Here is a 14703-nt window from a genome sequence, read left to right as displayed (position 1 = left end):
GCCTAGCCCGGCAGCTCGATCTGTACCTTCACGGAAGCTGGCGGCATCGCTTTCGCGAAGTCGAAGGCTTCGACGCTGTCCTTGAAGGCGAAGCGGTCGGTGATCAGGGGCTTCACGTCGATCTTGCCCGAGGCGATCATCGCCACCGCTCGCGGATAAACATGGGCATAGCGGAAGATGCTCTCGACCCTGGCTTCCTTCACCTGGGCCTTGCTCACGTCGAAGGCGAAGGGCTCCAGGGGAATGCCGACCAGCGCCACCTTCCCCCCGGGGCAGACAAGATCGAAGATCTCGGCCATGGCAGGCGGATAGCCCGAGCACTCGAAGACCACGTCCGCTCCCCAGCCGTCGCTCTCGCGGCTCACCACATCTGCGAGCCTCTGGCTTCTGACATTGACCGGGAGCACGGCGCCTAGCGTCCTGGCCAATTCGAGCTTCGGCTCGTGGACATCGCTGACGATCACCCGGGAGCAGCCGGCCGCGAGGGCCGCCAGGATGGTTACCATTCCGATGGGGCCCGCGCCGATGACGACCGCCAGGTCCCCAGGCTGCACCTGAACCTTGGTGGCGGCATGCACGCCCACGGCGAGGGGCTCGACCATGGCGCCCTCCGCGTAGCTGACATGGTCCGGGAGCTTGAAGGTGAAATCGGCCGGGTGAACCACGGTCGGCCGCAGCACCCCATGCACCGGGGGCGTGGCCCAGAACCGCACCGCCGGATCGAGATTGTACTTGCCCAGCCGGGTCGCGCGGCTCGCCGGGTCGGGAATGCCGGGCTCCATGCATACCCGGTCGCCGGGCTTCAGCTCCGTCACCGAAGAGCCGACCTCCACGACCTGGCCCGCGGCCTCGTGACCGAGGATCATCGGCTCCTTCACCACAAAGGGACCGATGGCCCCATGGGTATAGTAATGCACGTCGCTGCCGCAGACCCCGACCGTTCGAGGAGCAATGCGGACATCGCGCGGTCCCAGCGTTTCCTCGACCGGGAAGTCACGCAGATTGAGCTCGTCCTTCCGTTCAAGCACCAGCGCTTCCATGGCTCGCTCTCCTCTTCGGAAACGTCCATTCTGCCCTGAGCCGGTGCAGGTGCATAGGGTCCATGGGAAACGCGGCTTGCTTTAGCGGATCGACCGCAGAATGGGCAGCCCTCGTGCGGTAAAGCACATGGCCGTTCTCCGTATGCCTTCTGCGGGTTTGACCCTGTGCACCATCGGTCCTATCTTCAAGCTGCGTAGCCTTTGCGTTTGAAGCAGCTTCTAATGGAGCCGGAGGTGATCGCAGGCTCAGGCACACATGACGACACGCGAGAGCGCCAGGATCCGGCAACGGACTTCGTCGAGCGCTGCTCCGCCATGGTGTCGATGGACCTGGTGGGCTACAGCACCATGGTCTCGAACAATCTTCACGAGACCGCCCGCGCGATCAAGACCTTCAACGATACGCTGATCCTGCCTGTTTTGGCGGATTTCTCGGGGCAACTGGTCAGCCGCGCCGGCGACAGCTGGCTCCTCGAGTTCACCCAATCGTTAGACGCCGTTCGCTTCGCGCGATCCATTCAGGCCCTGTCCGCACGAGACGGCGCGCTGTCGCTTCGCACGGGAATTCACTTCGGCAAGATCATCGATGACGGCTCGACCATCCACGGCGACGCCATAACGGTCGCCGTGCGCCTGCAGAGCATCGCACAGGCCGGCGGCATCACGATCTCGGCCGAGGTGTTCCGGCAGTTACCTGAGGAGTTGAGGCACAGCATCCGCGAGATCGGCCCCCGGGTAGTCAAGAACATCCCCCAGCCCGTCTGGGTCTACCGCTTCATGGGGGCGTCGGACGAGGAAAACGCCCGCTTTTTCACGACTCCGTTCGAGGTCGACCTGTCCCATCCGGTGCCGGGGCTCGAGGATCGGCCTGCCGTGGCCGTGCTGCCGTTCGAAAATGCAGACCCCGACTTCGAGCACGAGTTCTTTTCCGACGGCCTCACGGAAGACGTGATCAACGGCCTGTCCCGGATCCGCTGGCTGCCGGTCATTTCCCGCAACAGCACGTTCCAGTACAAGCACAAGCTCGCCGATATCCGCGAGATCGGCTCTCAGCTGCATGCCCGTTACATCGTGGGCGGAAGCGTGCATGTGTCGGCCCAGCGGCTTCAGGTCAAGGTATGGGTGGCCGAAGCGGAGCGACGGCGGCTGCTCTGGAGCGAGCGCTTCGATCGGGAGCCCCGCGATCTCTTCGCGATCCGTGAGGATATCGCGCGCGGCATCGTCTCTGTGGTCGAGCCGGAATTTTCACGGGCCGAACAGTTTCGCTCACGGGAAAGACCGCTCGAGAGGCTCAACGAGTGGGAGCTGGTCCGTCGGAGCCTCTGGCACATGAATCGCCTGACGCGGGCCGATGCGCTGATTGCGCGCGAACTCCTGGAGAGGGCGCTTGCCGGCAATCCGGAATCCGTGGAGGCGTTGATCCACTTCGCCTGGTGGCATTTCTGGAATGGCTGGACCCGGCGCGGGCCGACCGAGGATTTCGTCGAAATGGCGCGGCTCTCCCGGCTTGCCTTGCAGCTTGATCCGCAGGATGCGCGGGCTGTCATGCTGATGGGCATCGCCGAATTCCTTCAGGCCGAAACCGAGCGGGGCCGCCGGCTCCTCCTGCAGGCCATTCAGATGAACCCGAGCCTGGCGCTGGCCCATGCCAGCGTGGGCAGCACCTACATCCTGGCAGGGGAGCCGGAGCTTGCGATCGAGCCCCTTCAGACGGCCCTTCGTCTGAGCCCAAACGACTTTCACATCTTCCACACCCTGGGTGAGGTGGCGGTCGCCCGGTACATGATGGGCGATTTCGGAATTGCCGTATCGGCTGCGGAGGAGTCCCTCCAGATGCGCCCGGGCTACATCCATGCCCATGTGGTGCGGATCGGCAGCTTTGCCCGCGCGGGGCGCATCCCAGAGGCGCAGAACGCTCTTCGGAATCTCCTGCACAGGCGCCCGGATTTCAAGCTGTCCCGGCTGGAGTGGCTTCCTTTCGCTGACCGGTACTGGATCTCGTACCTCGCGGAAGGTTTGCAGCTTGCGGGCTATCGGGGGGATAGCCCCGGGATCGTTGCGTAGTGAGCTGATTGTCGCGGCGGCAATTCGAATTCGTTCCGCACCACGTTTCGGCGGGCTCGGTCACGGGAGCTTCGATCATGAGCGCGAATACCATCGATGAGGGTGTGATGGAGCCCGGTGCCGTCGCGCCGCGTTCCTCGTCTTCTCCTCCGCGGACGGCGGCGTCCTCCTCTGGAGTATCGGGCAAAGCGCTTCGACGGCTTTTGAACAATCCATACTGGATTTACGGTCTGCTCCGGTTCGTCGCACCAGTCTTCCGGATACCCTTCACGCAGTGGTACGTCGTCTCCCGGTTCGGGCACGTCAAGGAAGTTCTCGCAAACAGCGAGGTCTTTCGTGTGCCGTGGGATCAAAAGGTGGTCGAACTCAACGATGGCGGTCCCGCGTTTGTCTTAGGGCTCGACGAGCCACGTGCCCACCGCGCGGCGCTGCGGGAACTGACGCAGGCGTTCAAGCGCGAGGACATCGGCTGCGTTGCGGCGATGGCTTCCCAGGAGGCCGAGGCGATCATTCAAGCCCATGTGGCGAAAGCCGGACCGGGGGAGGGCTCGGTGCCGCCTTTCGATGCCATCAGGGACCTCGTCATTCGGGTGCCGACGCGGATCTGCCGCCGCTATTTCGGCCTTCCGATTTCCGAAGATCGCGAGGATGAGTTCGCCCGCTGGACCATGGACATCAGCAGCTATCTGTTCGGCGACCCTCTTGGAGATCCTGCCGTCAGGGAGAAAGCCAGACAGGTGGCAGAGCACATGCGGGCCTTCCTCGACAGGGCGATCGGGGATGCCAGGGCGGAATCGCCTGACGAGACGACCATCCTGGGTCGCCTCGTTGCCATGCAGCGGCAGGAGGGCGGTCCCACCGATGCGGGGATCCGGGCTCACCTGATGGGGATGATCACAGGCTTCGTGCCTACGGACACCGTCGCGGCCGGGCATATGCTGGACGTCCTTATCGGCAACGGGCGCTTCCTGACCTGGCGTCGGACCCGGTTCACCAAGCCAGTCATGCGCGCCATCGAGGCCAATGACGATCGGCAGCTGACCAAATGCTTGTTCGAGACACTTCGCTTCCTGCCCATCAACCCGGGGCCGTTCCGGGTCTGCAGCCGAACGTACGAGGTCGAAGGGGGAGGGTGGTTCGGCCGGGGATCTCGCGTCATCCCCGAAAAGGCTCGCCTCATCGCAAGCACGCAATCGGCCATGTTCGACCGCCGCGCCGTCGAGAGGCCGTACCGTTTCGATCCATCCCGGTGCCGTGCGGAGTACATGCTCCTCGGATCGGGTCTTCATGCCTGCGTCGGCATTCACCTGGCGGAGGCCCAGATCACGCAAACGCTGAAGGCGCTGCTCCGGCAGAAGGAGCTCCGTCGGGCACCGGGGCGGGCCGGCCAGCTGGAACGCTACGGACCGTTCCCGGCCCATCTCATGGTTCAGTTCGACCGCTGATTGTCTTTCGCCCGGGAGGGTTCGATGGAACAGAGTCTGATCACGATTGCGATTCCCATAGCCGATGATGAGGACAAGTCGCGGCAGACCGAGATCGAGCGCTGCCTCAAGCCGTTCGGCAATCTCCACCGGTATCCCCCTCTCCAGGACGAGGCCGCTTATCTTCAGGCGAAGAACAACGTGCGTGAGGGAACGCCGGCGGACGGTGTTCAGGCGTCCCTTCTGCAGTGGCGGCTCAAGGCGACCGATATCGTTCATTTCATGAGCCTGAACGTCATTCCCGGAACAAGGAGGTCGTCGGCGCATCTGCTCATGGAGGTCTCGGCCGATGGTTCTCCCAGCACCGTGCTGAACCGGCTCGCGACTATCCTTTCCGAGGAAATCCCTGCTCTTTGGGCGACGTTGGGGCTCTCCGGTCCAGAGGCCCTGGAGCGAGCCCTCCTGGGGCACAGGCTCGATGTGGGCCCGGACTGGGGTCATACCCTTGGGCTGCCGTTCAACGGCACGCCAGGGATGACCGTCACGCGGATCGCCGCCGAGGCAAGGCTGGCCTGCACGATCCTGGCGGACCTCCTCGATGAGCCCATGAAGCAAGCCGCCTCTCCCCTGAAGGCTCTCGAGCACGTGAGACAGAAGCTGTGGGCCAGCGGAGAGAAGTGGGCGTTCTTTCCGGAACCCATTGCATGGCAGGGGTTCACGCCCTGGAACGTCTGGATCGCCAGGATCTCCGCAGGCCTCGGACTTTTCTGGCCCGTTCTCGCGGGAGCGGTTCTTGTCTACGCTCTGGCGCACCTGACGTTCGGATCGGGGCTCCGCCAATGGTGGTGGCCGAGCCCATGGACCTTCATAGGTCTTCTCGTTCTCGGGGTGTTGGGGCTTGCCTTTGCATTGTTCCGATGGCTGCGGCGCGCCGAGGATCTTGACGATCCACCGCTCGCATCCCCCAGCTCGACCAAGATCGGCCCCGTGATGAAGCAGGAGAACCACTGCGCCAACAACCACCTCTTTGCCGTCTCGAGGCTGAAGGCCGGGCGGTTCCGCCCGCTGACCCTGCGCTTGGCTTTCCTGGTGATCGCCAGAATGGCCCGCTTCGTCTATGGCCCCGGCGCTCTCGGGGAGCTGAAGACGATTCATTTCGCCCGCTGGGTTCTCATTCCTGGAACGGACCAGCTGGTGTTCCTTTCGAACTACAGCGGCAGTTGGGAGAGTTACCTGGAAGACTTCATCACCAAGGCTCACCAGGGCCTCACAGGGGTTTGGAGCAACACCAGAGGTTTCCCGAAAACCAGAAACCTGTTCCAGGACGGCGCCACGGATGGCGACCGGTTCAAGCGCTGGGCGCGCAGCCAGCAGGAGCCCTCGCGTCTCTGGTTCTGCGCCTACCCCGACCTGACCACCGGACGCATCCGGCTCAATGCCCTGATACGCCAGGGCATCGCCTCCGCCACTACCGAGAGGGAGGCGGCGGATTGGCTATCCTGCTTCGGATCGGCGCCGCGTCCGGCATCGGCCCTCGAGCCTGCCGATGTGCCGAGCCTTGTCTTTGGCGGCCTGTCGCCCTTCCGGTATGGTGCTGCTCTCATCCTGAACCTAAAGGACGGGAACGCCGCAAAATGGCTCGCTTCGGTCGAGGAGAGAGTCATCTACGGCGATGTGCTGCCAGAGGACGATGAGGACGCGCTTGTCCTTGCCTTCAGCGCAAGAGGATTGGCCAAAATCGGTTTGAGCGATCGGGATCTCGCGACGTTCCCGGTAGCCTTCCAGGATGGCATGAATGCGTCCTGGCGCGCGAGAAACCTCGGCGACATCGAGCGAAACGATCCGAAGAAATGGGCCTGGGGCAACGAACCGGCGGTTGACGCCATCCTGCTGCTGTATGCCAAGGAGGAGCATCTCTTCGACGAGGCGCTCAGGCGACGCGAGGAGGAGCTCTCGAGCTTCGGACACCGCGTGCTGCAGAAGATCGTATTCACGCCGCTTCCGAAAAAGCCGGAGGCGGAGCTGATGGCGCCGGCGGACAGGACGTCCGCGAGACCTCCTGCGCCCATTGGGCAGGTGGAAGCCTTCGGGTTCGTCGACGGCGTGTCTCAGCCCATCATCCGCGGCACCCGGCGATGGACGGCGGAGCGGGACCGCAACCATCTGGTGCAACCCGGCGAGATCGTTCTCGGGTATCCCGACAACCGCAACAAGGTCCCGCCATCTCCTTCGGTCCTCTCGGCCGACGACCCCCGCAACCTGCTGCCTTCCCTGGAAGGAAGCGCCGACCGCAGCAGGCCTGATTTTTCGCGTCCCCAGTCCACCGCCGAGCACGATCTCGGTCGTGGCGGGACGTTCCTGGTTGTGAGGCAGCTCGAACAGGACACGGCAGCATTCCGAGAGTTCGTCGGCCGAGCCGCGAGCGATCTGGAGGGCGACCCCCGCGTTCCCGGGAATCTGCGGGATCGCCGAGAATGGATCATGGCCAAACTCGTCGGCCGCTGGCGCGACGGCACGTCCCTCGTGCGCTATCCCAACGAGCCCGGCACGAAGCGCCATCCGGCGACCCGCCCCGACAACGACTTCCTGTTCGCGAACGACGATCCCGATGGCCTGCGCTGCCCCTTCGGAGCGCATGTGCGCAGAGCCAATCCACGGGATTCCCTCGGATCGGGCGATACGGCCGAGCAGCTCGCCATCAGCAACCGCCACCGGATCCTGCGGGTCGGGCGGCGCTATCACCCTCAAGGGAAATTCGAGAAGGAGGGTCTCTTCTTCATGTGCCTGAACGCCGATATCGAGCGGCAGTTCGAATTTGTGCAGCAGACCTGGACGAACGCGACAAGCTTTCATGGGCTTGAGAACGAGGTCGATTGCTTCTCGCCGGCAGGCCGCACGAACCGGTTCACGATCCCCACGGCACACGGGCCGCTCTGCCTTCCCCGCATGGCGGATTTCGTCAGCGTGAAAGGCGGGGGCTACTTCTTCCTTCCGGGACGGCGGGCGCTGCACTACCTCGCATCCAAGCAGGGTCAGGCCGCGACCCTGACACGGGTGCTGACCTAGCGGCGTGCCTCGCATGAAAACGAGGATCGCAGCCTTGGGTAGGCAGACGCCCAAGGCTGCGGATATGGGTGAGGTTCGTTCCCTGCTTCAGGGGCCGCAAAGCCTCAGGTCGGAAGCCGCCCGTCTGGGGTATACTGGTCGACGGCGTGAGGCAGGTCCTTCGACAAACGGGCAAGAATGTCTTCACGGGACAGGCCTGTCTGCTGCGTAAGGGAGTCCAGCACGTCGGGTCCGATCGCCTGCTCGAGATGCTGGGGAGCGACTTCCTTGTTCGGGCCGGTGCCGACCCATGAGTCGGCAACCTCGCCATGGCCGTTCTGCCGGAAGCGGTCGACCAGTTCACCCAAGCCTCCGCTCAGCAGGCCGCCGACGCCCGCTCCACCGAGGTTTCCGAGATTGCCCAGCAGGCCACCCGGACCGCCGGGCTGTTGGCCGATTCCACCGGGTGCGCCTGATCTGTCGGGCGATTGGCCTCCAAGCATTTCGGCCAGCTTGTCCCGGTTCTGATAACCGGCGATGGCGAGAAGCCCGAGAAGGGCGGTCATGGACGGAAAACCACGGCTCATGTCGATGCTCCATTCTACTGGACGAGAACAGCGGTTGTGCTGAAAGGGTTCCAAAGCAGGCACTGCACTAAGCCCCTGAGCGAGCTAATGTCGGAAGAACCGCGTTCGTTGCTCATTACAACATAAAGTTACGTGTGCGCATGCGTACACCCCAAAAACGTTACAATACTGCGCGCTGTCGAGCTAAGTACTTTAGATATCTATGAGATGTTCTTGGCAGTTCAGATCTGTCGGAACGCTCATCCATATTTGCAATCTTGCATAGCCTCTTTGCAGATGCATAAACGGCCCAGCTTAGGCCTGAGCGAAACACCTCCAAAACAATGCTTCTTTCGAAGAGGACACCACTTTGTCTGCACAAGATCAGTACGGCAGCGATCAGACCAATTTCACGGCCTTTGCAGGGGAGCCGCATGTTATCAACGGCAACGATACCAATGAGGTTCTAGATGGCCTTGATGATGCTTCCGTCGACTATGCCGATGTCATCTACGGCCATGGCGGCAACGATACCATCAACGGGGGAGACGGCAAGGACTTCCTGCATGGCGGCGCCGGCAATGACAGCATCAATGGCGGCGACAACAATGACGATACCCTGGTCGGCGGGGAGGGCGAGGACGTCCTGAACGGCGGATCCGGGATCTCCTACTGGGATTTCGCCTCGTATGCGCAATCCTCGTTCGGTCTGACGTTGAACCTGCGCAACACTGCGCTCAGCACGGGTCAGGCCAGGAACGACAAATACATCTCCATCGAGGGCATCATCGGCACGGACTACAACGATCTGATCGTCGGCAATGGCGACAAGCACGACCTGCGGGCCGGCGCCGGAAACGACACCGTCATCGGCGGATCGGGCCAGGAGATCATGGACGGCGGCGACGGCATCGATACTGTGTCGTACGAACTGTCCACCCAAGGAGTTTCGGTCAGCCTTGGAGCCGGTGGCGGCGGGGTGAACGATTCCCAGAGCGACACATGGAAAAACTTCGAGAACGTCAGAGGCTCCAACTACAACGATTCCTTGAGCGGAGACGCGAACGCCAATCACATCTCCGGTGGCCTCGGGGCCGACTCGATCTACGCAGGTGATGGGAACGACACCCTGGATGCGGGCAGTGGAGCGGATCACATGCAGGGTGGAGCAGGCAGTGATGTCTACTACGTCGACAACGCCAAGGACGAGGCTCGCGAGCAGTCCTACCATGCGGGCACGGACACCGTCATCACGAGCGTGAGCTATGACGCCGGCTTCAGTGCCGTGGAGATCCTGCAGGCGGCTGCAGGCTACGACCCCATCAATCTGACGGGGAACGAATATACCACGACCCTGATCGGCAATGACGGCAGCAACGTCCTCAAGAGCGACGGGGGCGGCAGCGTAATGATGGGCGGCGGCGGCAACGACGTCTATTACATCGACAGCGCGGCCGACCAGATCGTCGATACGGGTGGCGTCGACGTTGCGTATGCCACCACGAGCTTCACGCTGGCGTCGAACTCCGGCATCGACCAGGTTTACGCCGTGGGAGAAGTCGCCGTCCTGAACGGCAATGCCTTCGACAACGTTCTGCTGGGAACCTCAGGCAAGAACACCATGAACGGCGGCGGCGGCAACGACAAGATCTACGGCAAGGGCGGTAAGGACGTTCTCACCGGTGGCGCCGGCAAGGACTGGTTCGTGTTCGATACCAAGTTGGGCAAGTCCAGCATGGACACCGTCAAGGACTTCAAGGCGGGCCAGGACAAGATCGTTCTGGACAATGCTCTGTTCAAATCGAACAAGTCCTTCTATGGCGCGATCAAGAAAGGCACGCCAGACAAGCCCCTCAAGCTCGGCAAGTCCTTCTTCACCATCGGCAGCGATGCCAAGGATAAGAGCGACTATCTCGTCTACAACAAGAAGACCGGCGTCCTGTCGTACGACAAGGACGGCTCGGGCAGAGGGGATGCCGTCGAGATCGCCAAGTTCAGCAACAAGACGTCGCTGAGCTATAAGGACTTCGACGTCATCTAGAGTTGCTGCCTCGGCAGGCCGGCATGGACCCCGCGGCCAACCGCGGGGTCTGTCGTTTGGGAGCGTCAGGCTCCGGTGGAAAATTCGCTTGTGCTGCTGCCATATTGTCGTCCTATGTTCCGTCACTGAACTTGACTGATCGAGCCTTGTGGGCTTTCGCGATGACGTGGAGATTGGAAACCCGATGGCAACCTTTGATGTGGCGGTGATAGGGCTTGGTGCCATGGGCAGCGCCGCCCTTTTCAATCTTGCCCAACAGGGACAGCGCGTCATCGGCATCGAACAGTTCGAGCCCGGTCACGACAGGGGGTCGTCCCATGGGGAGAGCAGGATCATCCGGCTGTCCTATTTCGAGCATCCTTCCTATGTGCCGCTGGTCCGTCGCGCCCTCGAGAAATGGCGTGAGCTCGAGGGGCTGTGCGGACAGACGATCCTTACCGTCACAGGTGTTCTCGAGGCTGGCTTTCCAGGCTCCACCATCGTGAATGGTTCTCTCGAGGCATCCAGGCTGCACGACCTCGATCATGAGGTGCTGAGCGCCGCCGAGATCACGCGCCGCTTTCCCGCGTTCAAGGTGCCCTCCGCGTGGACCGGCCTCTTCCAGCCCGAGGGCGGCTTCCTGCGGCCCGAGCTTGCCATCGGGCAATTCGTCGAGCAGGCGCGCAGACATGGCGCGGAGGTGCGGACGAGCGCGCGGGTCATTGCGGTCGAGCCCTTCGGGGCAGGCATTCGTGTGCGCACCGAAACGGACGTGATCGAAGCCGGATCGGTCATTGTCGCAGCCGGAGCATGGATCGGTGACTTCGCTCCCGATCTGAAACCGCATCTGAACCTGACGCGGCAGGTTCTCGGCTGGTTCTCTCCCCGCGAGCCGGCTCTCTTCACGCCGGAGCGCTGCCCTGTCTTCCTGCTCGAGTCCGAGGATGACGCCTGCTACGGCTTTCCGGATTTTGCCGGCACGGGGGTCAAGGCGGCCTCGCATCGCAAAGGCTCTTCCCTGTCGAGCGCAGGGGAGATGACGCAGGATGGCGGCCCTGCCGACGAAGCGCAGATCCGGCGAATGCTCGCTCTCGCCATGCCGGATGCGAATGGCCCTCTGCAGAAGATGCGCGCCTGCATCTATACCCGCACCCCGGACGAGGAGTTCGTGGTCGACCGTTCTCCCGTCGATCCCCGCATCATCCTGGCCTCCCCATGCTCCGGGCATGGATTCAAATTCGCCAGCGTTCTGGGCGAGGTTCTGGCGGACCTCGCGGTCGGGAAGACGCCGGCCAACGATATCAGCCGTTTTCAAATCGGCCGTCTGACGGCAAGATCGGCCTAGACCGGCCGCAAAACAGGAAGGAACCGCGCCATGAAGAGAGAATACGCTTATTGTTTGCCTGTGCTGGCATTGCTGGCCAGCACAGGGCTCGCCAGGGCCCAGGACATCACCATCGCCGTTGCAGGCCCCCTGACTGGGCCGGTCGCCACCATCGGCGAGCAGATCAAGAACGGTGCGGAACTGGCCGCACAAGCCATCAACCAGAGCGGCGGCGTGAACGGCAGGAACATCAAGGTCGTTCTCTATGATGATGCCTGCGACCCCAAGCAGGCGGTGGCCATTGCGAACCGAATCGTTGCCGAGGGCATCAAGTTCGTCAACGGCCATGCCTGCTCAGGCTCGTCGATCCCGGCTTCCGAGGTTTATGCTGAGGCCGACGTGCTCATGATGAGCCCCTCCTCCAGCCATCCGACCATGACCGACAAGGCGGCGGAGCAGGGCTGGACGACGGTCATGCGCCTGTATGGCCGGGACGACGCGCAGGGCAAGTTCATCGGCCCGTGGATCAAGCAGAACTACGGATCCAAGAAGATCGCGATCCTGCATGACAAGAGCGCCTACGGCAAAGGGCTTGCGGATGTGGTGAAGGCCTCCCTGAACGCCTCCGGCGTGAAGGAGGTGTTTTACGAGGGGATCAATGCGGGCGAGAAGGATTACACGGCGGTGGTCAACCGCCTCAAAACCCAGGGCGTGGAGTTCCTGTATTTCGGCGGGTATCACACGGAGGCCGGTCTGATCCTGCGTCAGGCCGGGGACCAGAACTACAAGTTCCAGCTCATGATGGGCGACAGCATCGCCACTCCGGAATTTGGGTCCGTTGCCGGTCGCGCCGCAGACGGAACCCTGTTCACCTTCCCGCCGGACGCACGCGACAGCGAAGCGGCCAAGGGGGCGATCGCTCAGTTCCAGCGGATCAACTTCGTGCCGGAAGGCTTCACGCTGTTCTCCTACGCGACGATCCAGGCTCTTGCCGGAGGGATCGCCAAGGCCGGCAGCACGGATCCTAAGGCTGTGGCCAAGACCCTGCGCAGCGCAAATGTGGACACCGTGCTCGGTCCGGTGACCTTCGACGACAAGGGAGACGTCAAGGATCCCAAGTACATCATCAATGTCTGGAAGGACGGCAAGTACAGCCGGCTGACCCAGTAAGCGAAGTTTCAGGTGAGGGCAGGGGGCGGCTCCCGATTGGGCCGCCCCTTCGCTGTTGCGGGCGCAGTTTTCCATAGCAGGCGAAGCGTTCGGGCTGTCGCCTAGTCGTGTGCCGTAGCGGAAGTGGTTTCCTTTGGAGAAAGCACGAGGTGTTCGATGGAAACCCAGTCCGTGCAGGCCCTCAGGATCGGGGCCAAGTATGCACGGTTCCCTTCGATCTCGACTACTCGGCAGGAGTACGCCCTTCGATCCCCTGGAGGACGGTAGATGACGGTTGCGCCGGGCCTGATGTCGTCGTGCCCATCGGAGTGGCGAGGTTGCTTCGCCGGAGGCTGCATGGCGACTTGCCTGTTGTCCTGCGAGAGGGCGGACGTGCTCTCGCGGCTCGCGCGGAAGCGGTCGAGGGCCTCGATGGCTACCCGCGCGCGATCGCGATAGCGGTCGCATACGACCCGCATCAGGGTTCCTTTTTCACGTCCTGGATACCAAGCAACGCCACCGATCTTGGCCAACTCTTCCGCAACGAGTTCGATCTCTTCCTCAGTCATTGGCTACAATCCCTCTTGAGCAGTTTGGGTGTGCTCAGGTCTTGTGGACGCACTCATGTGACCTGATTCATCGAGTGCCTTAGCCCCAAGGTTTTATTGTCTTCATCCGGTCGCTTGGCGTTGATGGGCGCGCCGAACGAAATGTCTTTATTGAGCTCTCAGGTCCGTCATGCGTTGCTGCAGAACGGCAAGTTGCTGGATATAGGGTTCACGCCTCTCCCGGTGCCGAGCCCTCAGTTTTTCAAGAGCCTTGATCTTGAGGTTGACGTCCGGTGCAGCATTGCTCAGCTTCTCGCGCTCCAGCTCGTAATCGAAATCGATATCGGCCAGGGCTGACAGCAGGTTTTGCAGAAGCGGTTCGAGGTAAGGAGAGTACATTCTGGTGAAGGGGGCCCCGTTTCCGGAATTTTCTTCGTGAAACTTAGTATCGTTCATCCTTTTCCTCGCATGAACTTTACGATAGCAGGGCTTAACGATACTAATGTGGAGTTACCCCGTCTGTTGGGAACCCGACAGAGTGCAAAGAATGTTTAAAGATACCTCTTTTGCGCAGCCCAGCTTCGGGTCTTGACGTCAGCTTCGTCTATAAGCCCCTGGAATAAGCTTCTCGAAGCTTTTGCAAATCGCGTGATAACATTCGCATGCTGTTTCTTCGAGACGTGACTGGTCCGTAATCCTGATCGTTCCCCGCCCCTGGCTGATAAGACCCGATTTCTGGAGCGCGCTCGTGACGCTGCTGACTGTCGAACGCTGAACTCCCAGCATCTCGGCCAAGGCTTCATGAGTGAGAGGCAATTCATCCTTGTCGGTTCGATCGCGGGTGCTCAGGATCAGGCGGCAGAAACGAGCTTCCACACTGTGGACAGCATTGCACGCAACGCTCTGGAGAGTCTGCGCCAGGAACGCTTCCGTAAAGCGGAACAGGATGTGCCGCATCTTGGGCCTTTCGACAATGGCCTTATTGAGAAGCTCCAAGGCCACGCGCGAGGCCGTTCCCGGAATCTGCGTGACGTAGCGACCGAAGGACTGGCGGGTAACCAAGGCGCTCACGAAACCAAGTGCGGCCTCCCGGCCGAAGACGGCCACTTCCACTGAACCGCCATTGCGCAGCACTGTTACGAGCGAGACGACGGCATCATGGGGGAAGTATGTATGGCGTATGGGCTCGCCCATCTCGTAAAGGACCTTGCCGCGCGGCAGTTCAACGATGTCCATGTGAGGTTCGAGCCAAAGGAGGTCGTCTGGCTCCAGAGCTGCGAGGAGCCGGTTGCTTCGGTGAGTGGCAGCCTTCGAACCATTCCGCATGGCAAGGGTCACCGCGTTATGCAGGGTCCGTCAGCAGGAGCCGCGCATGTCAACAGGATTATAATGACACAACTTATGGGGGAAGTGTTCTTCCTTTTCGGTTGTAAACAGCCATTTTTTCGGGCTGGCGACGCGCTTCTCGCCTCTCAAGAGAGTAGAATGTTTCCGCTCTCAAGGGAAAACTTTCCGGCATCGGC

11 protein-coding genes are annotated in these 14703 nt (G+C 62.0%); 6 read left to right on the top strand and 5 right to left on the bottom strand.

Features of this window, described 5'->3' with window-relative positions; genetic code table 11:
* Positions 1-2: 2 nt before the first annotated feature.
* Positions 3-1040, bottom strand: a complete 1038-nt coding sequence (locus tag JKG68_RS02285) for an NAD(P)-dependent alcohol dehydrogenase (protein WP_202055477.1) — start codon at positions 1038-1040, stop codon at positions 3-5.
* A gap of 234 nt (positions 1041-1274) precedes the next feature.
* Between JKG68_RS02285 and JKG68_RS02280 the strand changes: the two genes are divergently transcribed.
* The 3 genes from JKG68_RS02280 (at position 1275) to JKG68_RS02270 (ending at position 7594) form a co-directional block, all read left to right on the top strand.
* Complete coding sequence (locus tag JKG68_RS02280) at positions 1275-3104, top strand: adenylate/guanylate cyclase domain-containing protein (protein WP_202055476.1); 1830 nt, start codon at positions 1275-1277, stop codon at positions 3102-3104.
* Between the two features lie 77 nt (positions 3105-3181).
* Positions 3182-4549: a cytochrome P450 gene (locus JKG68_RS02275; protein WP_202055475.1), complete on the top strand. Its 1368-nt coding sequence runs from the start codon at positions 3182-3184 to the stop codon at positions 4547-4549.
* Positions 4550-4573: 24 nt separating this feature from the next.
* On the top strand, positions 4574-7594 hold the full coding sequence (locus JKG68_RS02270; RefSeq protein WP_202055474.1) for a Dyp-type peroxidase: 3021 nt from the start codon (positions 4574-4576) through the stop codon (positions 7592-7594).
* A gap of 104 nt (positions 7595-7698) precedes the next feature.
* Here JKG68_RS02270 and JKG68_RS02265 read toward each other — a convergent pair whose 3' ends face one another.
* Complete coding sequence (locus JKG68_RS02265; RefSeq protein ID WP_202055473.1) at positions 7699-8160, bottom strand: YidB family protein; 462 nt, start codon at positions 8158-8160, stop codon at positions 7699-7701.
* A 349-nt stretch (positions 8161-8509) separates the two neighbouring features.
* Between JKG68_RS02265 and JKG68_RS02260 the strand changes: the two genes are divergently transcribed.
* The 3 genes from JKG68_RS02260 (at position 8510) to JKG68_RS02250 (ending at position 12653) form a co-directional block, all read left to right on the top strand.
* The gene (locus JKG68_RS02260; RefSeq protein WP_202055472.1) at positions 8510-10180 is read left to right on the top strand and encodes a calcium-binding protein; all 1671 of its coding nucleotides are present in this window, start codon (positions 8510-8512) and stop codon (positions 10178-10180) included.
* Between the two features lie 184 nt (positions 10181-10364).
* Complete coding sequence (gene solA, locus JKG68_RS02255) at positions 10365-11504, top strand: N-methyl-L-tryptophan oxidase (protein WP_202055471.1); 1140 nt, start codon at positions 10365-10367, stop codon at positions 11502-11504.
* Between the two features lie 30 nt (positions 11505-11534).
* Positions 11535-12653: a branched-chain amino acid ABC transporter substrate-binding protein gene (locus JKG68_RS02250; RefSeq protein WP_202055470.1), complete on the top strand. Its 1119-nt coding sequence runs from the start codon at positions 11535-11537 to the stop codon at positions 12651-12653.
* Positions 12654-12754: 101 nt separating this feature from the next.
* Here the strand turns inward: JKG68_RS02250 and JKG68_RS02245 are convergent, their stop codons facing one another.
* The 3 genes from JKG68_RS02245 to JKG68_RS02235 form a co-directional block, all read right to left on the bottom strand.
* Positions 12755-13201, bottom strand: coding sequence for a hypothetical protein (locus tag JKG68_RS02245; protein ID WP_202055469.1), 447 nt, complete (start codon positions 13199-13201; stop codon positions 12755-12757).
* A 147-nt stretch (positions 13202-13348) separates the two neighbouring features.
* Positions 13349-13579, bottom strand: a complete 231-nt coding sequence (locus tag JKG68_RS02240) for a hypothetical protein (RefSeq protein ID WP_210346192.1) — start codon at positions 13577-13579, stop codon at positions 13349-13351.
* A 195-nt stretch (positions 13580-13774) separates the two neighbouring features.
* Positions 13775-14416, bottom strand: a complete 642-nt coding sequence (locus JKG68_RS02235; protein WP_312890719.1) for a Crp/Fnr family transcriptional regulator — start codon at positions 14414-14416, stop codon at positions 13775-13777.
* Positions 14417-14703: the final 287 nt, after the last annotated feature.

It is taken from the genome of Microvirga aerilata, from assembly GCF_016743775.1.
Lineage (GTDB): Bacteria > Pseudomonadota > Alphaproteobacteria > Rhizobiales > Beijerinckiaceae > Microvirga > Microvirga aerilata.
Note: the sequence above shows the minus strand (reverse complement) of the source record. Positions and strands in the feature narration are given on the sequence as shown.